The organism is Paenibacillus cisolokensis, from assembly GCF_050481165.1.
GTDB classification, from domain to species: domain Bacteria; phylum Bacillota; class Bacilli; order Paenibacillales; family Paenibacillaceae; genus Paenibacillus_AH; species Paenibacillus_AH cisolokensis.
Genome location: NZ_JBCNFP010000098.1, coordinates 21121 through 43131, shown reverse-complemented (window position 1 = coordinate 43131; position 22011 = coordinate 21121). Strand labels below are relative to the sequence as shown.

The 22011-nt window shown below is 56.7% G+C and carries 23 protein-coding genes; 19 read left to right on the top strand and 4 right to left on the bottom strand.

Annotated features, from left to right (window positions below; translation table 11 throughout):
- Positions 1-127 precede the first annotated feature (127 nt).
- The 6 genes from ABEV74_RS16395 to rplT all read left to right on the top strand — a co-directional run bounded on the left by ABEV74_RS16395 (position 128) and on the right by rplT (position 4853).
- Positions 128-1528 carry an extracellular solute-binding protein gene (locus ABEV74_RS16395; RefSeq protein ID WP_430147594.1) on the top strand — a complete coding sequence of 467 codons (1401 nt, stop codon included), beginning with the start codon at positions 128-130 and terminating at the stop codon, positions 1526-1528.
- A 79-nt stretch (positions 1529-1607) separates the two neighbouring features.
- On the top strand, positions 1608-2489 hold the full coding sequence (locus tag ABEV74_RS16390) for a carbohydrate ABC transporter permease (protein WP_145977267.1): 882 nt from the start codon (positions 1608-1610) through the stop codon (positions 2487-2489).
- Complete coding sequence (locus ABEV74_RS16385) at positions 2489-3319, top strand: carbohydrate ABC transporter permease (RefSeq protein WP_430147591.1); 831 nt, start codon at positions 2489-2491, stop codon at positions 3317-3319. Before ABEV74_RS16390 ends, ABEV74_RS16385 begins: the two co-directional genes overlap by 1 nt.
- Before the next feature lie 313 nt (positions 3320-3632).
- Positions 3633-4190: a translation initiation factor IF-3 gene (gene infC / locus ABEV74_RS16380; RefSeq protein WP_430147588.1), complete on the top strand. Its 558-nt coding sequence runs from the start codon at positions 3633-3635 to the stop codon at positions 4188-4190.
- Between the two features lie 29 nt (positions 4191-4219).
- Positions 4220-4420 carry a 50S ribosomal protein L35 gene (gene rpmI / locus ABEV74_RS16375; protein WP_062494953.1) on the top strand — a complete coding sequence of 67 codons (201 nt, stop codon included), beginning with the start codon at positions 4220-4222 and terminating at the stop codon, positions 4418-4420.
- Positions 4421-4493: 73 nt separating this feature from the next.
- Positions 4494-4853 (top strand): 50S ribosomal protein L20, encoded by a 360-nt coding sequence (gene rplT, locus ABEV74_RS16370; protein WP_062494950.1) that lies wholly within the window; start codon positions 4494-4496, stop codon positions 4851-4853.
- On the opposite strand, the gene ABEV74_RS16365 is transcribed toward rplT, so the two are convergent.
- Positions 4843-4977 (bottom strand): hypothetical protein, encoded by a 135-nt coding sequence (locus ABEV74_RS16365; RefSeq protein WP_256364498.1) that lies wholly within the window; start codon positions 4975-4977, stop codon positions 4843-4845. The two genes, rplT and ABEV74_RS16365, sit on opposite strands and share 11 nt — an antisense overlap.
- Before the next feature lie 145 nt (positions 4978-5122).
- Positions 5123-5215 carry a putative holin-like toxin gene (locus ABEV74_RS16360; protein WP_430147624.1) on the bottom strand — a complete coding sequence of 31 codons (93 nt, stop codon included), beginning with the start codon at positions 5213-5215 and terminating at the stop codon, positions 5123-5125.
- 271 nt (positions 5216-5486) lie between these two features.
- Here ABEV74_RS16360 and ABEV74_RS16355 point away from each other — a divergent pair, with 271 nt between their 5' ends.
- On the top strand, positions 5487-5906 hold the full coding sequence (locus ABEV74_RS16355) for a hypothetical protein (protein WP_430147585.1): 420 nt from the start codon (positions 5487-5489) through the stop codon (positions 5904-5906).
- Here the strand turns inward: ABEV74_RS16355 and ABEV74_RS16350 are convergent.
- Positions 5903-6415: a GNAT family N-acetyltransferase gene (locus ABEV74_RS16350; protein WP_430147582.1), complete on the bottom strand. Its 513-nt coding sequence runs from the start codon at positions 6413-6415 to the stop codon at positions 5903-5905. The genes ABEV74_RS16355 and ABEV74_RS16350 overlap by 4 nt on opposite strands.
- A 550-nt stretch (positions 6416-6965) precedes the next feature.
- Between ABEV74_RS16350 and ilvB the strand changes: the two genes are divergently transcribed.
- The 12 genes from ilvB to ABEV74_RS16290 all read left to right on the top strand — a co-directional run bounded on the left by ilvB (position 6966) and on the right by ABEV74_RS16290 (position 20614).
- Positions 6966-8711 carry a biosynthetic-type acetolactate synthase large subunit gene (gene ilvB / locus ABEV74_RS16345; RefSeq protein ID WP_430147579.1) on the top strand — a complete coding sequence of 582 codons (1746 nt, stop codon included), beginning with the start codon at positions 6966-6968 and terminating at the stop codon, positions 8709-8711.
- Complete coding sequence (gene ilvN, locus ABEV74_RS16340) at positions 8708-9193, top strand: acetolactate synthase small subunit (RefSeq protein WP_062494943.1); 486 nt, start codon at positions 8708-8710, stop codon at positions 9191-9193. Before ilvB ends, ilvN begins: the two co-directional genes overlap by 4 nt.
- A gap of 157 nt (positions 9194-9350) precedes the next feature.
- A complete protein-coding gene (gene ilvC / locus ABEV74_RS16335) occupies positions 9351-10343 on the top strand; it encodes a ketol-acid reductoisomerase (RefSeq protein ID WP_062494941.1) in 993 nt (330 codons plus the stop codon).
- Positions 10344-10485: 142 nt separating this feature from the next.
- Positions 10486-12030, top strand: a complete 1545-nt coding sequence (locus tag ABEV74_RS16330) for a 2-isopropylmalate synthase (RefSeq protein WP_062497148.1) — start codon at positions 10486-10488, stop codon at positions 12028-12030.
- 69 nt (positions 12031-12099) lie between these two features.
- Positions 12100-13179, top strand: a complete 1080-nt coding sequence (gene leuB, locus ABEV74_RS16325; protein WP_430147575.1) for a 3-isopropylmalate dehydrogenase — start codon at positions 12100-12102, stop codon at positions 13177-13179.
- 161 nt (positions 13180-13340) lie between these two features.
- Positions 13341-13889, top strand: coding sequence for a peroxiredoxin (locus ABEV74_RS16320; protein ID WP_430147572.1), 549 nt, complete (start codon positions 13341-13343; stop codon positions 13887-13889).
- Between the two features lie 179 nt (positions 13890-14068).
- Positions 14069-14494: a hypothetical protein gene (locus ABEV74_RS16315; protein ID WP_062494935.1), complete on the top strand. Its 426-nt coding sequence runs from the start codon at positions 14069-14071 to the stop codon at positions 14492-14494.
- A 143-nt stretch (positions 14495-14637) separates the two neighbouring features.
- Positions 14638-15450 (top strand): RNA polymerase sigma factor SigI, encoded by an 813-nt coding sequence (gene sigI, locus ABEV74_RS16310; RefSeq protein WP_307860676.1) that lies wholly within the window; start codon positions 14638-14640, stop codon positions 15448-15450.
- Positions 15447-16994, top strand: a complete 1548-nt coding sequence (locus tag ABEV74_RS16305; protein WP_430147569.1) for an anti-sigma factor domain-containing protein — start codon at positions 15447-15449, stop codon at positions 16992-16994. Before sigI ends, ABEV74_RS16305 begins: the two co-directional genes overlap by 4 nt.
- A 268-nt stretch (positions 16995-17262) precedes the next feature.
- On the top strand, positions 17263-17667 hold the full coding sequence (locus tag ABEV74_RS16300; protein WP_430147566.1) for an ATP-binding protein: 405 nt from the start codon (positions 17263-17265) through the stop codon (positions 17665-17667).
- A gap of 3 nt (positions 17668-17670) precedes the next feature.
- Complete coding sequence (locus ABEV74_RS16295) at positions 17671-19041, top strand: ATP-binding protein (protein ID WP_430147563.1); 1371 nt, start codon at positions 17671-17673, stop codon at positions 19039-19041.
- A 55-nt stretch (positions 19042-19096) separates the two neighbouring features.
- A complete protein-coding gene (locus ABEV74_RS16290; RefSeq protein ID WP_430147560.1) occupies positions 19097-20614 on the top strand; it encodes a leucyl aminopeptidase in 1518 nt (505 codons plus the stop codon).
- Positions 20615-20832: 218 nt separating this feature from the next.
- On the opposite strand, the gene mgrA is transcribed toward ABEV74_RS16290, so the two are convergent.
- Positions 20833-21825: an L-glyceraldehyde 3-phosphate reductase gene (mgrA, locus tag ABEV74_RS16285; RefSeq protein ID WP_062494926.1), complete on the bottom strand. Its 993-nt coding sequence runs from the start codon at positions 21823-21825 to the stop codon at positions 20833-20835.
- Between the last annotated feature and the right edge of the window lie 186 nt (positions 21826-22011).

The window sequence follows — 22011 nt, the reverse complement described above, 5'->3', positions numbered from 1 at the left end:
GGAACGGGACTGTGAAGACGATTGTATCCCTTTTTTATCGGAATGACGCACTTACTTCGGCGCCGTTGCCCTTTACAATGAAAGTACGGCAGCAAAACCCCTAACATCTTTAAGGAGGGTCCAAAGCGTGAAGAAAACATGTACGTTCGTCCTGGCCGCAACGCTCGCTTTATCCGCACTATTGGCCGGATGCGGCGGAGGCGGCAGCGATCCGTCCTCCACCGGCGGCACCGATACCGGCTCGAGCCCGCCGGCTTCCTCGGGCGAATCCGGCTCGACGGACAAGGTGGAGAAATTTACGATGTCTCTACGTCATATCCAGATTGGCGAGCCGCAGAAATTTCGGAAAGCGATTCTCGACGACGTCGTCAAGAAAACGGAAGAAGAAGTGCCGGGCCTGAAATTCGAGCTGGACGGCCTGGAAGACAGCGTCAACCGGTTTACGAAGCTGCCGGCCGAGATGGCCGCAGGCAATCCTCCGAAGATCATGTCCCTCTTCGGCGGCGCGGGCGATGCGCAGAAGTACGCCAAGGCGGGACGGCTGCTCGATCTGACGCCGATTCTCGAGGAGCTTGGCCTCAAGGACAAATTCCTCAACGTGCTCGATCCGTTCTCGGTCGACGGCAAAGTATACGGCCTGCCCATCGGGGGCAACGCCGAAGGCATTTTCTACAATACGGACATTTTCCAGCAATCTGGGCTGAACCCGCCGACGACGTGGGACGATTTGATCAAGGCGGCGGACACGCTGAAGGAAAACGGCATTACGCCGTTTGCCGTCGGCTCCAAGGGCGCATGGGTGCCGAACATGACGATCAATACGTTTATCGGCAGACTGGCCGGGCCGGAGACGATCACGGGATTCACGACGGGCGCCGCAAAATGGAATTCGCCGGACGTCGTGGCCGCTTATACGCTGTATAAAGAATGGGTGGATAAAGGCTATTTCACCAAAGGCGAATTGGGCAAGGAGTACGGAGATATGCTGAACGATTTCGTCGCCGGCAAGGCGGGGATGATGTTCGACGGCTCGTGGCGCTCCTCGGCGTTCAAGAACGACGCCGTCGGGGCGGCCGTCGCCGGCAAAGTCGCGTTCGTGTCGCTGCCGCCGCTGCCGAACGGCAAGGGCGATCAGACGTCCGTCAACGCCAATTACGGCGAAGGGTACGGCTTCTCCGCCGATTTGAACGACAATGAGCTGAAGGCCGTCAAAGCTTTCATCAAAAACATGTACAGCGACGAAATGCAGCTTCGCGGTCTGCTGGAGGATGGCGTACTGCCTTCGATGAAGCTGTCGGAGGCGTCCGTCGCGCAGGTAAGCGATCCGCTCGTCAAGCAGGTGCTGGACGTGTTGAACGGCGCGGGCGCGACGTTCCCGCACTTCGACTCGGTCGTGCAGTCGAAGGTGTACACCGAGACCGAAACGCAGCTGCAAAAGCTGATTGCCGGCAACGTGACGCCGCAGGAGGCGGCCGACGCCATCCAGAAGGTGCAGGACGCCGAGAACGCGGCCGCAGCAGCGGAATAAAACGGCCTGCGAGAAGGAGCCGCCCGGTCGCGGGCGGCTCCTTCCGCGTCGGACATTATACGACGGCGGAGGAATGCCTGTGAAAAACGCGCTTCGCAATCCATATGTTTACCTGATGTTTGTCCTGCCGGCGATCGCGCTTTATTTTCTGTTTTTCATTTATCCGATGCTCATGTCCGTTTATTACGGATTTACGGATTGGGACGGTCTGAGCAAACCGAACTTTATCGGCTTGGACAACTTCGTTGCGGCTTTCAGCGATCCCGAATTTCGCTCCTCCATTTTGAACAACATTTATATTTTGCTGTTTTCCTGCTGCGTACAGGTGCCGCTCATTGTCGTCCTATCTTTGGTCATCGCCGGCGTCAGACGTTTGCAGGGATTCTACAAAACGACCGTGTTCATGCCGTCCATTCTGTCCACCTCGGTGATCGGCATTTTATGGGGCTATATTTACGATCCCGATGTCGGGCTGCTCAACAATTTGCTCAAGTTGTTCGGCGCCGGTCCGATATACTGGCTGGCGGAGCCGCAGTGGGCGATGTTCGCGATTTTGATTACGAATGCCTGGCAGTGGGTCGGTTTTTATATCGTGCTGATGCTGGCGGCGATACTGGCAATCCCGAAAGATATCGACGAGGCGGCCGGAATCGACGGCGCGACCGGCGTGCAGCGGGCGTGGCATTTGACGGTGCCGCTGATCAAGCCGGTGATCAACGTCGTCATCATGCTGTCCATCGCGGGAGCGCTGCGCGTCGTGGACATCGTGCTGGTCATGACGGGCGGGGGACCGGCCGGAGCGACCGAAGTGATGGCCTCCTACATGGTCAACAAGGCGATCAAATACGGGGAATACGGCTACGGTACGGCGCTTTCGATCATCATTTTCGTTATTGCGCTCGTATTGACCGCCCTGTACCAGATCCTGATCGCGAGAAGACAGGAAAGGATTGAATACTGATGCCGGCGGCAATCAAAAAAGCGTTCCCTCATGCCGTCATGTTGACGTATGTGGCGGTCATCCTGCTTCCGTTCCTGTTCGTGCTGTTTTCTTCGTTCAAAGCGAACAACGTCGAGATTGCGATGAGGCCGTTCGGCTTACCGAAAACATGGGCGTTCGAGAACTACAAGGAGGCCTGGGTGAAGGCGAAAATCAACGTTTATTTTTGGAACAGCCTGTATTTGTCGCTTTCGTCCGCAGCCGTCGGCGTGCTGCTCGCCGCTGCCGCCGCCTTTGCGCTGGTGCGCATGAAATTCGAGGCGGTCAGCCGCTGGATCTACCAATATGTGCTCATCGGCATGCTGATTCCAGGCAACGTCCTGTTTATCGCGCAATACTTGCTCGTGCGCAACATGGGCATTCTGAATACGCACTGGTCGTTGTTTTTGCCTTATACGGCCGGCGCGCTGCCGCTCAGCGTGCTGCTGATCGCGGCGTTCATGCGCTCGATTCCGGGGGAGCTGGAAGAGGCGGCGATCGTCGACGGGCTGCGCGCGCCGGGGCTGTTTCTGCGAATCGTGCTGCCGCTTACGGTTCCCGCGCTTGTGACCGTGTTTATTATCAATTTCCTGGGAAATTGGAACGAATATTTGCTGGCGAACTTCTTTTTGAGCAAAGATTCGCTGCGCACGCTGCCGACCGGCATGGTAGGGTTTCGCGACGCTTTCCAGACCAACTATGCGCTTGTCTGCACCGGCATCGTGTACAGCGTCGTTCCGGTTCTCGTTATTTATACCTTTCTTCAGAAAAAAATAATCGAAGGCCTTACGGCGGGCAGCGTAAAAGGCTGACGTTTGCGCAAGCGAAAACCGGCGAGCCTCAATCGCAACCGCGCGGACGATTCGGGAAGCCGCGGCGGATAAGGGCACGGCGGCGCCATGACGGATCTGCAAAAACGCGTTGACAGTTGGTCGGCAGCTGTGGTATATTATTTTGGCAGTGTTATATGTTTACGCACAAGCAGAGGCGCCCGCTTCTCACCTGACCGGCAATGCCGGCTGGTTGCGACTGTTGACTTTTGGAGAGCGATCCTTCGCCGGATCGTGTCATCAATCGGTTCATGGGATGCGGGTCCGTGCGGGCTCGCATTTTTTTGCAGTAATTTTGCAGCGAATTTATGGAAATTATGCTTGGAGGTGGCAGGACATTAGCAGGGAACATCAAATCAATGACGAGATTCGTGCCAGAGAGGTTCGTCTCGTCGGTCCGGGCGGGGAGCAAATCGGAATCAAGCCGCTGCGCGAAGCGCTTCAGATGGCGATCGACATGAATATGGACCTGGTCAACGTTGCTCCGCAGGCCAAACCGCCTGTATGCCGGATTATGGATTACGGCAAATTCCGCTATGAGCAGCAGAAGAAAGAAAAGGAAGCGCGCAAGAATCAGAAGATCGTCGATCTGAAGGAAGTATGGTTCCGCGCGAATATCGAGGAGCATGATTACCAGACGAAGCTTCGCAATGTGGTGAAGTTTCTGAAGGATGGCGACAAGGTGAAGGCATCCGTACGGTTTCGGGGGCGCGAGATTACCCACGCGGAGATCGGACAGCGGATTCTCGACAGGCTGGCCAAGGAAGAAGCCGTCGCCGAGCTGTGCAACATCGAACGTATGCCGAAGCTTGAGGGCCGCAGCATGATTATGATTCTGGCTCCCAAAAACTAACGCAAGCTCTTTAAGGAGGATATATTGACATGCCTAAAATGAAAACTCACAGCAGTCTGAAAGACCGCTTTAAAATTACCGGGACCGGCAAAGTAAAACGGTTCAAAGCGTACAAAAACCATCTGCTTTCCGGAAAATCCGCGCGCCAGAAGCGCGTTCTCTCCACGCAGCCGCTGTTGGCCAAGGGAGATCAGCGCCGTCTGCAGCAAGGTCTGGCCAATCTGAAATAGCATACGCGAAGACGGACGGGAATCATTCGTCCGCAGTTATCGACTTTATTCAACCTACAGGAGGTTTCCATCAATGGCAAGAGTGAAAGGCGGCTTTGTCCGCGCACGTCGTCGGAAAAGAATTTTGAAGCTCGCGAAAGGTTACTTCGGTTCCAAACATAGATTGTTTAAAACGGCGAAAGAGCAAGTGATGAAATCGATGCTCTACGCTTATCGCGACCGCCGTCAGCGGAAGCGCGACTTCCGCAAGCTGTGGATCGTACGGATCAATGCAGCCGCCCGCCAAAGCGGTCTGTCCTACAGCAAATTTATGCACGGCCTGAAGCTGGCCGGCGTGGAAGTCAACCGCAAAATGCTGGCCGATATGGCAGTGAACGACATCAACTCGTTCAATTCGCTCGTCGGTATCGCCAAGGAAAAAATCAACGCTTAAGTCCGATCCGTTCGGACTTGTCCGGCAGCGCCGTTCCGTCGACCGGAACGGCGCTGCCGCATGAAAGGCCTGCCGCCGGCCCGCCGTGCATTCGCGCCAGGGCTGCGGCAGTCTTTTTTCTCATTGTCTGTTCGCCTCGAAAATGGTATGATAGACCTAGACATCGGACGGAAGCCGGCGGCCGCCGGCTTCCGTTGGACGCAGCCTGCCGCCGGCGGGCGGCAAGGAGCGGCATCGGGAAATAGACCGGAATCCTGGCACGGGACGGTCTATTTCTTTTTGTTTGATGATGTGAGAATAAGCAGGACAAGCGTCGCAAACGATATCATCAGCGATAAACTTTGATATACGTCCACCGGCATCACTCCTTCCCTGCGGGAAGTTGGCCGCCGCTGCTGCCGCCAGCCGAAAGCGCTGCGCTTGTCCATATTGTAGCATGAACCCCGCTATTTGAACAGAACAAATGTTCGCATCCCGGATGCCGCACGGTACGACGCGCGTACGGGCGCAAATCGGAAAGATATATGCGGTCCGGCAATGGCGGATAGTTCCGCTCGGCTTGCGGGACAATGATACAGACGTGATCCCTTCTTTCTGAATACGGTATAGAATTACGGGAAAGGAGGGATTTGCATGCGCGGGGTTTCAAGCGCGGCAGCCCGCAAGCTGATCGGCAAATCAATCTATGCGGTCCGGAAGGACGGCTCGGTTGTTACCGGCAAGCTCGTCCGCGTCAGCGGCGACCGGCTGATGCTCAGGCCTTTCGGCCCGAAGGACGGCAAGCAAGTTGCCGTAAGAGCGATATTACCGCTTGTTCTGCTCGATTTGCTCGCGATCGGCACGCTTCCTTACGCTTTCGGCCCGGGGTTCGGTCCAGGATTCGGCCCGGGATACGGCCCGGGCTTCGGATCGGGATACGGTCCTGGATTTGGCAATGGGTACGGCCCGGGATTTAAAGCAGGATACAACCCGGGATTCGGCCCCTACGGGCAAGGACCTTACGGAGGGGGATTCGGCGGCGTCCCATACGGATACAAAAATCCGTATTATTAACCGGCCGGATCACTGTTGCCGGCACCACCGCCGCCTCGGGTTTCCTGGCCGGGGGACGGCTTGGCATTAAGCGGCTTGAACATGTTGCGGCAGCGAATATGCGGATCGTATCCGCCGACGCGGTAGCCGATGCGGCAGTAAAACCGCTGCGCTCCCGGATTCGATTCGTCCACAACCAGCCGCGCGGTCGAGCATTGCCGCGATATGCCGTACGCTTCGCCGTATTCCATCAGCCGTTTTCCCCAGCCGCTTCCGCGGTGGTCGGGGTGGACGGCGAGCATGTCGATATACAGAACGTTTCCGAGAACGACGACGTGAAGGAAGCCGATCAGGGGATCGGAACGCCGCCGGACGGCGACGAACGTCACGCCTTGACGCAGCCGTTTGGGCAGCCCGCGCATCGTGAGCGCCACGTCGGTCTGGGCGGTGTGGGAGTACGGGATCAGTTCCGAACGGATGAGCCGCATAATTTCCTTATCGTCGCTTCGAGGCTGCCGAAGCCGAATCATGAAGGTCACTTCCATTCATGCGGAGCGCAGCGCCGAAGCGCCTTCCGTCTCCGGGCAATGTAGTTCCGCCGCGAGGGCTGGTGTATTTTATGCCGGCACGGCGCCGTTCGTTCGCGGCACTTGGCACACATAAGTTTTTGGTTCCGAAGCCAACCTAATCCTTGACGAACTGTCGGCCAAGGCATATAATTGGTTCTAAGCTAATACGACATCGGCAATGATGAGGACGAAGTGATAAGGGCTCTTTTGCTCAGAGAGCGTTCGGATATGCTGCGACCGGCGCCAAAATCCCTTTTCGACGAGCTCACCTCGGAGCTGTTTCCCTGAACGGCCCAAGCATTCGCTTCAAGGCTTATTAGGGGGAATCGCGAGGCACGCGTTACCGTGCTAAAGGTATGAACGACGGATCGTTTCATACCTGGTGAGGCTATGCACTGCGAGGTGCGTAGCAAATGGTGGGTGGTACCACGGAAGATTAACCTTTCGTCCCGGACGCTGGCATAGGCGCCCGAGGCGAAAGGTTTTTGTTTTTACGAAAGGAGGACGACTGATGGTCACGCAAAGTGCAACGCTGAAGTCAAAAGAAGAAATCATCGAAAGAATGAAGAAGCCCGAAGTGATAACGGGCTCGGAAATGCTGCTTCGAAGCCTTGTGCTCGAAGGCGTGGAATGCGTGTTCGGGTACCCGGGCGGAGCGGTTCTGTACATTTACGACGCCATGCATGGCTTCAAGGACTTTCACCATGTGCTCACCCGTCACGAACAAGGCGCCATACATGCGGCCGACGGCTATGCGCGCGCCAGCGGCAAGGTCGGGGTCTGCATCGCCACGTCGGGACCGGGAGCGACGAATCTGGTCACGGGCATCGCTACCGCCTATATGGATTCGGTGCCGCTGGTTGTAATTACGGGAAACGTGGCCACCAGCGCCATCGGAACGGACGCTTTCCAGGAAGCGGACATCACCGGCATTACGATGCCGATCACGAAACACAGCTACCTGGTGCGCCGGGTTGAAGATTTGCCGCGCATTATTCACGAAGCTTTCCATATCGCCAATACGGGACGCAAAGGTCCTGTTCTGATCGATATACCGAAAGACGTATCCGCCGCGAAAGCGCTGTTCCAACCGGTCACCGAGGTCAACATTCGCGGCTACAATCCGACCGTTGTGCCGCACAAGCCGCAGATCGACAAGCTGCTGCAAGCGATCGCGGAAGCCGAGCGTCCGCTCATCCTGGCCGGAGGCGGAGTCATCTACTCCGGGGGCCATGAAGAGCTGTATGAATTTGTGACGAAAACCAATATTCCGGTTACGACGACGCTGCTCGGCCTTGGCGGATTCCCGAGCGGACACGAGCTGTGGCTCGGCATGCCCGGCATGCACGGCACTTACGCCTCCAACAAGGCGATCCAGGCGGCGGATTTGCTGATTAATATCGGCGCCCGTTTCGACGACCGGGTGACGATGAAGCTGAGCGGCTTTGCGCCGAACGCCAAGATTGCCCATATCGATATCGATCCGGCCGAGATCGGCAAGAACGTGCCGACGGATATTCCGATCGTCGGCGATATCAAGACCGTGCTGACGATCATCAACCGCGAGGCGAAGCCGGCGGCCAAGGCGGACGCCTGGCGGGCGCAGACGCAGGCATGGAAGAAAGAAGTGCCGCTGAAATATAAAGATTCCGACACCGAGCTGAAACCGCAGTGGGTTATCGAGATGATTCACGATACGACCGGCGGCGACGCGATCGTCACGACGGACGTCGGCCAGCATCAGATGTGGGCGGCGCAATTTTACCGGTTCAACAAGCCGCGCTCGTGGATCACCTCCGGCGGTCTCGGCACGATGGGCTTCGGCTTCCCGTCTGCGATCGGCGCCCAGATGGCGCATCCCGACCGGCTCGTCGTATCGATCAACGGCGACGGCGGCATGCAGATGTGCGCCCAGGAGCTGGCGGTCTGCGCCATTAACAACATCCCGGTCAAAGTCGCGATTATCAACAATCAGGTGCTCGGCATGGTGCGCCAATGGCAGGAAATTATTTACGACAATCGCTACAGCCATATCGATCTGGCCGGCAGCCCCGATTTCGTCAAGCTGGCCGAAGCTTACGGCGTCAAAGGGTTCAGGGCGACGAACAAGGAGGAGGCCCGTTCCGCCTGGGAAGCGGCGCTCCGTCATCCCGGACCGGCCGTCGTCGAGTTCGTCGTCCGCAAAGAGGAGAACGTGTATCCGATGGTCACCCAAGGAAACACGATCGATGAAATGATCATGGGGGATGCGGAATGAACAAGCATACGATCGCCATTCTCGTTAATGACCAGCCGGGCGTTCTGCAGCGGGTATCCGGCCTGTTCGGCCGACGCGGTTTTAATATCGAGAGCATCACGGTAGGGGCCAGCGAGGAAGCCGGCCTCTCCCGGATGGTCATCGTCACGACCGGCGACAACAAGACGCTGGAGCAAGTTTCCAAACAGCTATACAAGCTGATCGACGTCATCAAGGTCGTCGACGTCAGCTCCGCGCCGATGGTCGCGCGCGAGCTGGCGCTGATCAAAGTCAACGCCGAGCCGTCCGCCCGCCCGGAAATTCTCGGCGTTGTGGAAACGTTCCGCGCGTCAATCGTCGACATCAGTCCGTCGACCGTTATCGTGCAGGCCGTCGGCGACACCGAGAAAATCGACGCCATCATCGAGCTGCTCAAGCCTTACGGCATACGCGAGTTGTGCCGCACCGGCGTCACCGCGATGAATCGCAGCGGCCACCGCTAACGCGTCCGCGTGCGGTTTGCGGTTGAGAAATTCCTATCGCTTCGCAAAGGGCGACCCGCCTTTGAGCGGGAGTGCAAGGCGGGGAACGGCAACGGATGTTCCCACCTTGCCCACCCGCTCAAAAGGGTCCATATATTATAAGGAGGCATTCATTCATATGGCAGTAAAAATGTACTACGAAAAAGACGCAGAGCTTAGCGCGCTGCACGGAAAAACGATCGCCGTTATCGGGTACGGAAGCCAGGGCCACGCCCAAGCGCAAAACTTGCGCGACAGCGGCCTGAAAGTCATCATCGGTCTGCGCCCGGGCAAATCGGCCGAGAAAGCGAAAAACGACGGGTTCGAGGTGCTGTCGGTCGCCGAAGCGGTAAAACTGGCCGATGTCGTACAAATTTTGATGCCTGACGAAACCCAGGCCAAAGTATACAAGGAAGAGATCGAGCCGAATCTGAAAAAAGGCGCGGCTCTGATGTTCTCCCACGGCTTCAACGTTCACTTCGGCCAAATCGTGCCGAACAAAGACACGGACGTGCTGCTCGTTGCTCCGAAATCGCCGGGCCATATGGTGCGCCGCACGTATGTGGAAGGCTTCGGCGTTCCCGGCCTGATCGCGATCGAGCAGGATGCGACAGGCAATGCGCTCGCCATCGGCCTTGCCTATGCCAAAGGTATCGGCTGCACCCGCGCAGGCGTCATCGAAACATCGTTCCGCGAGGAGACCGAAACGGACTTGTTCGGCGAGCAAGCCGTACTTTGCGGCGGCACGAGCGCGCTCGTCAAAGCCGGTTTCGAAACGCTTGTCGAAGCGGGCTATGCGCCGGAGATGGCATACTTCGAATGTCTGCATGAGCTGAAGCTGATCGTCGACCTGATGTACGAGGGCGGCTTGGCCAGCATGCGCGATTCGATCTCCAACACGGCGGAATACGGCGACTATGTAACCGGTCCCCGCATCGTGACGGAAGAGACGAAGAAAGAAATGAAGCGCGTGCTGGAAGATATCCAATCCGGCCGCTTCGCTCGCGATTTCATTCTGGAGAACCAGTCGAACCGCGCGGTGCTCACGGCAACCCGCCGCCGCGAAGCGGAGCATCCGATCGAGCAGGTTGGCAGCCAGCTTCGCGAGCTGATGCACTGGATCAAGAAATAATTCCGGCCGCCGCGTCATAGTCTAAAAATCGTAGAGCAAGCCGATATCCCGGACTATACAAGCCTTCGCGCTTCTTTCTTAACGAGGGAAGGTGCGAAGGCGTGTGCGCGTCCGGGTCATTCTGTTCCTGGAGGTGCGTCACTTGCGAAAAATCTATTTGTTTGACACCACCCTTCGCGACGGCGAGCAGTCGCCCGGCGTCAATCTGAACACAAAAGAGAAGGTTGAGATTGCGCTTCAGCTGGAGAAGCTCGGCATCGACCGGATCGAAGCCGGATTTCCGGCGGCGTCGCCCGGCGACCTGCAATCGGTGAACGCGGTCGCGAAAGCGATAAAGAACGCGACGGTTATCGGTCTTTCCCGCTCGCGCGTACAGGATATCGATGCCGCCCGCGAAGCGCTGAAGGGCGCGGAAGATCCGTGTCTGCATCTGTTTCTGGCGACGTCTCCGATTCACCGGAAATACAAGCTGCGCATGGAAAAAGAGCAGGTGCTGGAAACGGCGGAACGGGCGATTCGTTACGCGAAGCAGTATTTTGACAAAATCGAATTTTCTCCGGAGGATGCGGGCCGCACGGAGCTGGATTTTCTGTGCCAGGTAACGGAAATGGCGATTCGCGCCGGCGCGACGGTCGTCAATATTCCCGATACGGTCGGCTATATGACGCCGCTTGAGTTCGGCAACATTTTCAAGACGCTGCGGGAGAAAGTGCCGGGCATCGAGAAGATTCAGCTCAGCGCGCATTGTCATGACGATCTCGGCATGGCGACGGCCAATGCGTTGGCGGCCGTACTGAACGGCGCCGACCAGATCGAAGGGACGATCAACGGCATCGGCGAACGCGCCGGCAATACGGCGCTGGAGGAAGTGGCGATGGCGCTCGAAACCCGCTCCGATGTGTTCCAGGCCAAGACGACGCTGAATTTGAAAGAAATCGCCAGAACGAGCCGGCTGGTGAGCAAGCTGACGGGCATGGCCGTTCCGGGAAACAAGGCGATCGTCGGCGCGAACGCTTTCGCGCACGAATCCGGCATTCACCAGGACGGGATGCTCAAGGAGAAGACGACCTACGAAATCATTTCGCCCGAGACGATCGGCTTGAAAGAATCCAAGCTCGTGCTCGGCAAACATTCCGGCCGCCACGCCTTCCGCGAGAAGCTGATCGACCTCGGCTACGATCTGGGAGAAGAAGCGCTGAACGCCGCATTTGCGAAATTCAAGGATCTGGCCGACAGGAAAAAGGACGTCAGCGACGAAGACATCCGCGCGCTGCTGGAAGAGAAAATTGTCGATACGCCGGAAGTGTATGCGCTTGATACGATCGAAGTCCGTTACGGCAACCGTTCGACGCCGAGCGCGACGGTCGGCATTCGCGTCGAAGGCGATAAGCTGCTGCAGGGAACGGCGGAAGGCAACGGTTCGGTAGACGCCATCTACAACGCGATCGACGCGTTGACCGGCGAGACGGTGGAACTCGAGGATTACTCGATCAAATCGGTTACGCACGGCAAGGATGCGCTCGGCGAAGTCCATGTGGCGCTCAGGCAGGACGAAGTGTCGGCGAAGGGGCGCGGCGTCAGCACGGACATTCTGGAAGCGAGCGCCCGCGCGTATGTGGACGCTTTGAACCGCTTGATCGAGAAGCGGAAGACGCCGGGACGGCGGGACAAGATGAGCCTGATCTGATCTGCGGTCGCCAGCTTGAATATCCGGCAGATATTTGTGAAGTTTGCGAAGAGGGAGAGGAGCACAGATATGGCAGATGTGAAAAAGATCGCGGTAATCGCCGGGGACGGCATCGGCCCCGAAGTGGTGGCCGAGGCGTTGAAAGTGCTGAAGAAGACGGAGGAGCTGTTCGGTTACCGGTTTGAGACGGAGCACGGCCTGTTCGGGGGAATCGCCATCGACGAAAAAGGTACGCCGCTGCCCGAAGAGACGCTCGACATGTGCCGCCGCGCCGATGCCGTGCTGCTGGGCGCCGTCGGCGGGCCGAAATGGGACAACAATCCGAAGGAGCTGCGTCCCGAGACGGGGCTTCTCGGCATTCGCAAAGCGCTCGGCCTGTTCTCGAACATCCGTCCGGCGGTCATCTTCGACTGCCTGAAAGAAGCGTCCACGCTGAAGCCGGAAGTGCTCGAAGGCACGGACCTGATCGTCGTCCGCGAGCTGACGGGCGGCATCTACTTCGGCGAGAAGTTCCGCCGCGAAGGCGAAAACGGCCAGGAAGCGGTCGATACTTGCGTTTACAATGTCCGGGAAGTGGAGCGCATCGTCCGTCAGGCGTTCGACATTGCCCGCACGCGCCGCAAAAAGCTGGCTTCGGTCGACAAGGCGAACGTGCTGGAAACGTCGCGCCTGTGGCGCGAAGTGGTGAACCGGATCGCGCCAGAATACCCGGACGTGGAGCTGGAGCATGTGCTTGTCGACAACTGCGCGATGCAGCTGCTGCGCCGTCCTTCCAGCTTTGACGTCATCGTAACGGAAAATATGTTCGGCGATATTTTGAGCGACGAAGCGGCCATGCTGACCGGCTCGATCGGCATGCTGTCGTCGGCGTCGCTGGGCGAAGGCAGCTTCGGCCTCTACGAGCCGGTTCACGGCTCCGCGCCCGACATTGCCGGACAAGGCGTAGCCAACCCGATCGCGACGATACTGTCCGTTGCGCTCATGTTCCGGCTGACGTTCGGTTATGCGGATGCCGCGCAATCGATCGAAGACGCGGTCAAGGCCGTGCTGGACGCCGGACACCGTACGGCCGACATCGCGGCCGACAAGAGCCAAGCGATCGGCACTTCGGCCATGGGCGATCTGATCGTCAATGCGATGAAGAAATAAACGCGCGACACGGAATATCCATAAATTATAATTAATATCATTAAGAAACGATTTCAATCTTGACTGCTTTCTATTGTAGTGGTACGATTTATATCGGACAAGTCACACGCCGGTGACATTTTCAAAAATTAACGCAATTATGCGACAAGGAGGCTACTATTATGGCAGAACGTTTGGTAGGACGTCCGGCTCCGGATTTCACCATGGAAACGGCGCTGGGGAACGGTCAAGATTTCGGAACGGCATCCCTTTCCGACTACAGAGGCAAATGGCTCGTTCTGTTTTTCTATCCGCTGGACTTCACGTTCGTATGTCCGACGGAAATTACCGCGCTGAGCCAAGCTTATGAGCAGTTCAAGGCGCTGAATACGGAAATTCTCGGCGTAAGCGTGGACAGCAAGCACAGCCATCGCGCTTGGATCAACACGCCAGTAAGCGAGAACGGTCTTGGTCAGCTGAACTTCCCGCTTGCTTCCGATATTACGAAGAACGTCGCGAGAGATTACGGCGTACTCATTGAAGAAGAGGGCGTTGCATTGCGCGGCTTGTTCATCATCGATCCGGAAGGCGAACTGAAATACCAAGTTGTCAACCACAACGACGTAGGCCGCAGCGTAGAAGAGACGCTTCGCGTGCTGCAAGCTCTCCAATCCGGCGGTCTGTGCCCGATGAACTGGAAGCCTGGGGATAAGCATCTGGTCGCGAAGTAATCGTTTGGAACTATTACATTTCTGAAACCCGGACCGTGCAGGTCCGGGTTTCTTCTTTATAATTGAAAAGATTTGTCAGCAGGAATTTCAGGTGCTTGCAGCGAATAAAAGTAAAAGAAAGCAGCAGCGTCCTGTTTCAGGCGAAGGACCGGGACCGAGGAAAAGGAGGGAATCTCCCGATGAGCTTCTGCTGCGGAGCCAGTATGATCGGAACAAAAGGCACATTGAAGCATTACCGGACTCATATTCATAACGTTCCGATTTTGTTCTGTCCCGTATGCCACAGAGTCGAAATTCATCATTCGATCGAGAACGAGTACGAAATTTTGGCTGAATACGCGCATGGGGACGGCGCTTCCGAAATCGATTTTCAAGATTATGTCGATAAGGAAGACAAGGGGATATTCGAGAATTGCGTCAATAACGAGAACGAGGATCCGATGGATGTGGTGACAAGCCAGATCGATATGGCGCTGGATCTTCTTATTTTCGCGAAACAGTTGAACGACCAGGCGTGGCAGGACGAGTTGAAGAAGCGGCTCGGCGTGTTGAACGGCCGGCGCAATAAGCTTCGTCAGCGCCGTACCTCTGAAGGCTATTGCTGAATTTACAGCCTCCTTCCGGAGGCTTTTTTTCTATGGTTTGAAGCAAGTGTCCGTTTGTCGCAGGGAGATCGAACGAGTTTTTTTCATTTCGTTTCGCTGGCCGACCGATTTGACGTTGCCCGGACGAATGGTGTGAATGTGGGGTGGAACGGTTGCTGCTCGTTTTGTTTAAACGCTTTTTACGCAAGACCGGTTCCGCCGGATCGGCGGGAAAGCGAAACAAGAGTACGCCGGAAGAGATCGTCAACTGCATTCAGGCAGGGGACGACAGCCTTAGAGATCAATTTATTGCTGAATATCAGCCGTATATTGCGAAAGTGACGAGCAAGTTCTGCAAACGATATATCGATCCGTCGCGCGACGACGAGTTCAGCGTCGCGCTTGCCGCGTTTAACGAGGCGATTCAACAGTACGCCAAGGATGCGGGCCGTTCATTTCTCGGCTTCGCGGAGACGGTTATACGGAGGAGGCTGATCGATCACGTACGCAAGGAACAGCGCCATGCGAATCTGGTGCCTTACAGCAGCTTTGATGCGGAGGATGAGGACCAGCAGACGCTCAATCCGATCGAAACGCAGCAGGCGCTGGAGCGGTTTCAGCTGGAGCGGGAAGCCGAGGAACGCCGTCTTGAAATCGAAGAATACAGCCGCAAGCTGGCCGAGTTCGGCATTTCGTTCGAGGAGCTGGCGGAATCTTCGCCCAAGCACGCGGATTCCCGGTTAATGTTGTTTGAGATTGGCAAGCGGCTTTGCGAGGAGAGGCCCTTGTTCGAGGCGCTGCGCAAAAAGGGACGCCTGCCCGTCAAGGAACTGGCGGCGCTGTCCGGCGTTTCGCGCAAGACAGTAGAGCGAAACCGCAAATATTTGATTGCGGTCGCGCTCATTTTTGACGGGAAATATCCTTACTTACAAGCTTATTTGCAGCCTGAACAATCGGCGGAGGGAGTAGGAACATGAGAAGCGGTATCGTAGTACAGCTTGGCAAGCGGCATCTGATTGTAATTACCCGTGATGGCGAATTCCGCAAAGTGCGCCGGACCGGGGCTTGTCAAATCGGACAGGAAATCGCCATTTCTCCCGCTTCCGCACGATCCCGCCGTCCGTTTTATACCGCAGCTGCCGCGGCGCTGCTGCTGTTGCTTGCCTTGCCGCTCGCCTTCATCCCTCATACCTCGGCGCAGCCGATTGTCGCCTATTTGAATATGGATATCAATCCGAGTATTGAAATCGGCATCGATCGGGAAGATCGGGTATGGGAATTGCGCGGTTTGAACGACAGCGGAGCCGAGGTTGTATCGAGCATCACATCTAAAGCCTATAAAGGAAAACCTGTCGAGCAAGTGGCCGCCGTCGTCATGGAACGGGTCGCAGAGACGAGCTTTTCGCGCGCTTTCGGCGGAGAGATCGTCATTACGAGCATTGTCGTCGACGCCGACATCGCCGCCAAGTCCGGTTATGAACTGGCATTGACCGACAAAGTGAACGATGCCGTGCGCGAGTCGATACGGCGAATATTCGCGGACGAGTCGATGGAAATACAGCTCACGACGCTCCATGCGCCGAAGGAGCTGCGGGATGAAGCCCAGCAAAACGGCGTATCGGCGGGGCGAATGGCGCTGTACCTGATGGCGAAATACCAGGGCAAAGATTTGCGGATCGATGAACTGAAGACGACTTCGATTCATGATATTGCCGCGGAATGGGGCGGCGTCGAAGCGATAGTGAAAAACTCGATTCATTCCGGAACGGACGATTCGGCCAAGGAAGCGTTGAGGCTGATGCTGGAGTCGGAACATACGGCCGCAGAGGCTAATCCGGGAAGCGATACGGCCGGCGCCAAAGCGGAACACGACGGCAAGCAGCCGTCGGCCGGTATAGCCTCCGCCGCTCCCGAACCGGCGGACGCGAAGGAAGAGCTCGGCAGGAAAGAGGCACAGCCGCCGCAGAAGACAGGAGAAGCGCGACAGGACGACAAGAAGGAGAAAGACCGGAAAGAAACCGGGCGGGATGCGCAAGGGGCGAAAGCAGGAACGGCAAAGAACGGGCAGAAGCAAACGGAAAATCGCCAGCAGGATACGGATCTGCGTCAAGTCCGGCTGAAGCCGGACAAGAAAACGAGCGAACATTCGAAGAATAATAGGCCGGCGCAGAATAAAAACATCCAGAATAAAGACAACGTTAACGGTAAGGTCGGCGAGAAAGCCCGGGAGGCGTTCGAAGAGAAAGCTGAAGCTCGCAAGAAAGCCCGTGAGGCATTCAAAGAGAAGGCCGAAGAAGCTCGCAAGAAAGCCCGTGAGGCTTGTTGTGAGGGCAGGGAGCGGAAAGCAAAGGACGATGCGGAAAGAAAAGAATACTTCAGGCCGGCCGGCATTCCCCAGGATCACGATAGCCGCCGTCATTCTGATCTGGATAAGGAGAAGACAAAGGAGCGAAAGACGGATCGGGAGAACAAAGACGGCCATCATGACGAGGACAAAGACAATGAAAACCGACGATGTTAGTCGGAAATCGACAAATGACGCATCGCCCGCCGTCCATTATCTGGGAATTCGGAACGATATGCCGTCAAGGCCGATGAGAAAAGGCATGAAAACAACAATTTGCGACCTCGTTTTTGGCTTCCGCTCGATTGTAAAACGCTAACAATAAAAACAAAATTCGACAGTTTTTCCGGTTGACACCTCTTGCGCGATAATTCTATGATAGGTGTACATTAAGGATTGTCAGTTTTAATAGTATGCAGGCGATGAGAGCGGAGGCGATGAATGTATGGACATCATCCATATCAGAAAGCCAGCAGACGTAATCAAAGCCCGCCAAAAAGGGCGAGAGATTGCCAGAGCGCTTGGATTCGGACTGGTCGAACAGACCAGAATCGCATTTGCGATCTCGGAACTGTCGTTAAAGCTGATTGAACTGCCGGAACAGGGTCATTTGGTCATCAAGCCGGTTTGCAAAGGAAAGCAGGAAGCGGGGATAGAGGTTCGGTTGTATGAGCATCACAGAGGCCCAAGCAGACTCGATTCGGCATGGGCCGAACGATTAGTCGACGCTCTGGAGGTTAAGAACGATCGAATAAGGTGGACACTGACGACCGCTCGCAAATGGCTTATACCATCCCATTGCGGGGATGCGTTGATTGCCTCGTCCGTGCTTGCTGCCGGGGAGGAATGATTGATGCAAGCGATTCGTAAGCGTTATTTTCCAACGCTTGCCGAATACATACGCAGCGGCAGCGAAGCGTCGTTATACGAGGCGGCGGAGCTGGGCAAGCTGCTGGACGATATCCATCCGGAAGAAATTATCGCGATTCACGAAGAATGCATGCACACGCTCGTATCCAATGTCGAATCAGAAGAAGCGTTGCAACTGTACAACCGGTCGTTTATTTTTCTTATCGAATTGATGGTCGCGTACCGTTTCCGCAACTACCCCGAGAAATCTACCGAACAAAAATACACTGAAATGCGCGAAATGCTGTTCCAATCCCACCGTTCTTTTGTCATGGTCAAAAACAAGTACGAAAATGTTCTGCAGCATATGGACAGCGGCATTGCGCTGTTTGACGGAGACGGCATCCTCTCTTTCATCAATCTGCAAATGGCCAAGCTTTTGGATATTCCCCGCAAGACGCTGGTCGGCTGCACGATACGCGAAATTCTTCTTCATCCGCAATTGAAGCGGGGAACGAAGCGGATGATTTTGCGGCTTTACAAAGAGATGTTTCTGCGACGGAGCCGTTACTATGAATTGCAGGATGCGAGCGACAGACATCTGCTCGTCACGGTCACCTACGGCGATCAACTGGACGGCGACTATCTGATCAGCGTCAAGGACGTGACGGAGTACAAGCAAATCGAACAGACCGCCTATCAGAACGACAAGCTGGCGATGCTCGGCAAGATCGCGGCGGCGATCGCCCACGAGATTCGCAATCCGCTCACCTCCATCCGCGGCTTCATCCAACTGCTTCGCCCGCATTTGCAGCAGCTCGGCAAGGAGGAATACGCCCGCATTATCGTCGCGGAAATTGATCGGGCGAACGACATTATTTATGAATTTCTCAATTCGTCCAAGCCGTCCGCTCCGATGAAGCAGGAGATTCAGGTCGACGCGCTGCTCAAGGAAGTGACGCTGCTGACCGAAAGCGAAGCGCTGATGAAAAATTGCGATATTCATGTCGAAACATACGATCAGATGAAAGTATCGATCGACGTCAAGCAAGTCAAGCAGGTGCTGCTCAATTTGCTCCGCAACGCGATGGACGCGATCGAGGACGTCAAAGGGGAAAGACGCGGCCGCATCGATCTGTCGGCGCGCAGCGAGGGACGATACGTGGAAATTAAGGTTCGCGATAACGGTAAAGGAATGGACCGGGCGACGATGAATCGGTTGTTCGATCCTTTTTTTACGACGAAGGAGGCCGGGACCGGACTCGGATTATCCGTAAGCTATCGCATTATCCGCAACCACGGCGGGTCGATACGGGTCAACAGCCTTTCGGGGGAAGGGACCGAGTTCAATATTTATTTGCCAATGCTGATGTAAATGGTTAGAATCGGGGAAGAAAGCCCGATTCTTTTCGTTTCGAGGAGGTAGAAGAATGAAGTTTGAATTCCGTTTGGATTCGGCCGGTTCGGCGCAAGGGGCAACCGCGATTGTCCGGCCGGTCGCCAAATCCGAATTGCAGCGGGAGGCGGCGGAAGCCGCCGAATGGGTTCACCCGCAAATCGATGACGCGCTTCGCAATTCGTACGCCAAAGGATTGTTCAAGGCCGAGCCGGGCGAGACGGAGACGATGCCGACATTCGGACTCCTTCCGGCGGATTACGTCATCTTCGCCGGTCTGGACGATGCGGCCGACGATCTCCGCCTGACCGCGGCATCCGCGGCGAAGGCGGTCAAACGGCTGAAGGCGGATCGGGTACAGGTCGTGCTGCCGGCCAAGACCGTGGACGGCACATCCAAATGCGAGCCGTCGCAGGCGTTTCAGGCGCTGGTCGAAGGTTGGGTGCTTGGCGCATATGAGCGCCAGCCGCGCAAACGCGAGGAAGCGGCGGAGCCGGCCGAGACGACCGTCGTATTTGCCGTCGCAGGGGATGCGGAAGACGGAAAGCGGGCCGAGTTATGGAAGCAAGGGATCGAACGCGGACGGATTTTTGCGGAGGCGGTCTGCTATGCGCGCGATCTGATCAATACGCCGGGCAATGAGCTGACGCCGGAAGGGCTGGCCGAGCAGGCCGAAGAGCTGGCGGCCCGCTACGAACTGGAATGCGAGGTGCTCGACGAATGGAGCGCGGCCGAGCAAGGCATGGGCGGATTGCTTGGCGTCGGCCAAGGAAGTGTCAACCCGCCCCGCATGATTGTGCTTCATTACGAGGGCGCGCCTGGAAATAACGAAAGATGGGGACTGGTCGGCAAAGGCATTACGTTCGATACCGGCGGCATATCGCTGAAGCGGGCCGAAGGCATGGAGAACATGATCTCGGATATGAGCGGCGCGGCCGCTGTGCTGGGCGCCATGCAAATTATTGGCGAGCTGAAGCCGGCGGTCAATGTTGTCGCCGTTATTGCCGCCGCGGAGAATATGCCGTCCGACCGGGCGCTGAAGCCGGGAGACGTCATCCGCATGATGAACGGTCTGACGGTCGAGGTGGTGAATACCGATGCGGAAGGCCGGCTTGTGCTGGCCGACGGCCTGACGACGGCGATCCGCCGGGGCGCTACGCGGCTGATCGATGTCGCGACGCTGACCGGAGCGGTTACGGTAGCGCTTGGCGATGTGGCGACGGGCGCGGTATCCAACGACGAAGTTTTCCTGCAAAATATTATGCGCGCCTCGTTCCGCACCGGGGAAAAAATATGGCCGCTGCCGTCCTATCGCGAGTATCGCAAGCAGTTGAAAAGCGATGCGGCCGATCTGAAAAATACAGGCGGCCGCAAAGCGGGAACGATTACCGGAGGGCTCTTTATCGGCGAGTTCGCCGAGGAAAAGCCCTGGGTGCATCTGGATATTGCCGGTACGGCCTATCTGGACAAGAGCCGCGGCTGGGAGCCGAAAGGCGCAACCGGCGTCATGGTGCGCACGCTCGCCGAGCTTCTGACGACGGCGTCGAGTTGATGCGAAACGGCATCTCCTTCAACGGGAATGCCGTTTTTTTGTGTGGCGCTAGTGGATCGGGACCTGCTGGTACGGCAGGTACGCTAAAGACCGCGCCGCTGGTACGCCTCGGTCGGATAGAGCCCTGCAGGTGCGCTTCGGCCGCGATGCGGGCGAATAGAAATCATGCACCGCCCGCAGAGGCGAAGCAATGCACCGTCCGCAGGTCCCGCGCCGGCTTACTCGCTCAAAATTTCGTCGATTTTCGCGAGCTCTTCCGCCGAGAACGACAGATTGTTCAGCGCGCCCAGATTCTCCTCAATCTGGCTGACGCGGCTTGCGCCGATCAGCGCCGAGGTGACGCGTCCGCCGCGCAGCACCCAGGCGAGGGCAAGCTGGGCGATCGACTGGCCGCGCGACTCGGCTACTTCGCGAAGCTTGCGGACTTTGGCGAGAGTCCGCTCGTTCACGTCGCTTTCACGCAGCGCCCCCGACGGCTTGGCCGCACGGGAATCGCTTGGAATGCCCTGTATATATTTGTTCGTGAGCAGCCCTTGCTGCAGCGGGCAGAACGCGATGCTGCCGACGCCGTGCTCGTCGAGCACGTCCTGCAGTCCGTCCTCGATCCAACGGTTCAGCATCGAATAGGAAGGCTGATGAATCGCAAGCGGCGTGCCCAGTTCCTTAAGAATGGAGATCGCTTGCCGCGTCTGTTCCGGATCATAGCTGGAAATGCCAATATAAAGCGCCTTTCCTTGCCGGACAATGCCGTCCAGCGCCATCATCGTCTCTTCAAGCGGCGTTTCCGGGTCGAACCGGTGGGAGTAGAAAATATCGACATAATCGAGCCCCATCCGTTTCAGGCTTTGATCGAGACTGGCGACGAGATATTTTTTGGAGCCCCACTCCCCGTACGGCCCCGGCCACATGTAATAGCCCGCCTTGGTCGAAATGATCAGCTCGTCCCGATAAGGAGCGAGGTCGCTTTTCAGCAGCTTGCCGAACATCTCTTCCGCGGAGCCCGGGGGCGGACCGTAGTTGTTGGCCAGATCAAAATGCGTAATGCCGCGGTCGAATGCATAGCGGATCATCTCACGGCCGTTCTCGAATGTGTCGATGCCGCCGAAATTATGCCACAGTCCGAGGGAAATGGCGGGCAGCTTCAGACCTGTCCGGCCGCAGCGGTTGTAAATCATGCTGTCGTAGCGTTTCTCGTTTGCCGAATAAACCATATCATACCTCCGGGATCTAAGAAATAGACTTTATCATGCTCTTTTTACTATAATCGAAGCGAAAGAATGACGTAAGTACTGAAATTCGGTTTCGTTAGTAAACGAAAGGGAAGTTGCTTCTGCTGCAGGCGCCGCCGGTCAATGCGGCTCTGGCGATGTCCAGCCGCGGCGTGCGGTGAGCAGCAG

Bases quoted from the DNA above. Each gene is read 5' to 3' on its own strand.
- ABEV74_RS16385 (WP_430147591.1), top strand. From the start codon at position 2,489: ATGCCGGCGGCAATCAAAAAAGCGTTCCCTCATGCCGTCATGTTGACG.
- rpmI (WP_062494953.1), top strand. From the start codon at position 4,220: ATGCCTAAAATGAAAACTCACAGCAGTCTGAAAGACCGCTTTAAAATT.
- rplT (WP_062494950.1), top strand. From the start codon at position 4,494: ATGGCAAGAGTGAAAGGCGGCTTTGTCCGCGCACGTCGTCGGAAAAGA.
- ABEV74_RS16365 (WP_256364498.1), bottom strand. From the start codon at position 4,977: ATGAGAAAAAAGACTGCCGCAGCCCTGGCGCGAATGCACGGCGGGCCG.
- ABEV74_RS16360 (WP_430147624.1), bottom strand. From the start codon at position 5,215: ATGCCGGTGGACGTATATCAAAGTTTATCGCTGATGATATCGTTTGCG.
- ABEV74_RS16355 (WP_430147585.1), top strand. From the start codon at position 5,487: ATGCGCGGGGTTTCAAGCGCGGCAGCCCGCAAGCTGATCGGCAAATCA.
- ABEV74_RS16350 (WP_430147582.1), bottom strand. From the start codon at position 6,415: ATGATTCGGCTTCGGCAGCCTCGAAGCGACGATAAGGAAATTATGCGG.
- ilvB (WP_430147579.1), top strand. From the start codon at position 6,966: ATGGTCACGCAAAGTGCAACGCTGAAGTCAAAAGAAGAAATCATCGAA.
- ilvN (WP_062494943.1), top strand. From the start codon at position 8,708: ATGAACAAGCATACGATCGCCATTCTCGTTAATGACCAGCCGGGCGTT.
- ilvC (WP_062494941.1), top strand. From the start codon at position 9,351: ATGGCAGTAAAAATGTACTACGAAAAAGACGCAGAGCTTAGCGCGCTG.
- leuB (WP_430147575.1), top strand. From the start codon at position 12,100: ATGGCAGATGTGAAAAAGATCGCGGTAATCGCCGGGGACGGCATCGGC.
- ABEV74_RS16320 (WP_430147572.1), top strand. From the start codon at position 13,341: ATGGCAGAACGTTTGGTAGGACGTCCGGCTCCGGATTTCACCATGGAA.
- ABEV74_RS16315 (WP_062494935.1), top strand. From the start codon at position 14,069: ATGAGCTTCTGCTGCGGAGCCAGTATGATCGGAACAAAAGGCACATTG.
- ABEV74_RS16305 (WP_430147569.1), top strand. From the start codon at position 15,447: ATGAGAAGCGGTATCGTAGTACAGCTTGGCAAGCGGCATCTGATTGTA.
- ABEV74_RS16300 (WP_430147566.1), top strand. From the start codon at position 17,263: ATGGACATCATCCATATCAGAAAGCCAGCAGACGTAATCAAAGCCCGC.
- ABEV74_RS16295 (WP_430147563.1), top strand. From the start codon at position 17,671: ATGCAAGCGATTCGTAAGCGTTATTTTCCAACGCTTGCCGAATACATA.
- ABEV74_RS16290 (WP_430147560.1), top strand. From the start codon at position 19,097: ATGAAGTTTGAATTCCGTTTGGATTCGGCCGGTTCGGCGCAAGGGGCA.
- mgrA (WP_062494926.1), bottom strand. From the start codon at position 21,825: ATGGTTTATTCGGCAAACGAGAAACGCTACGACAGCATGATTTACAAC.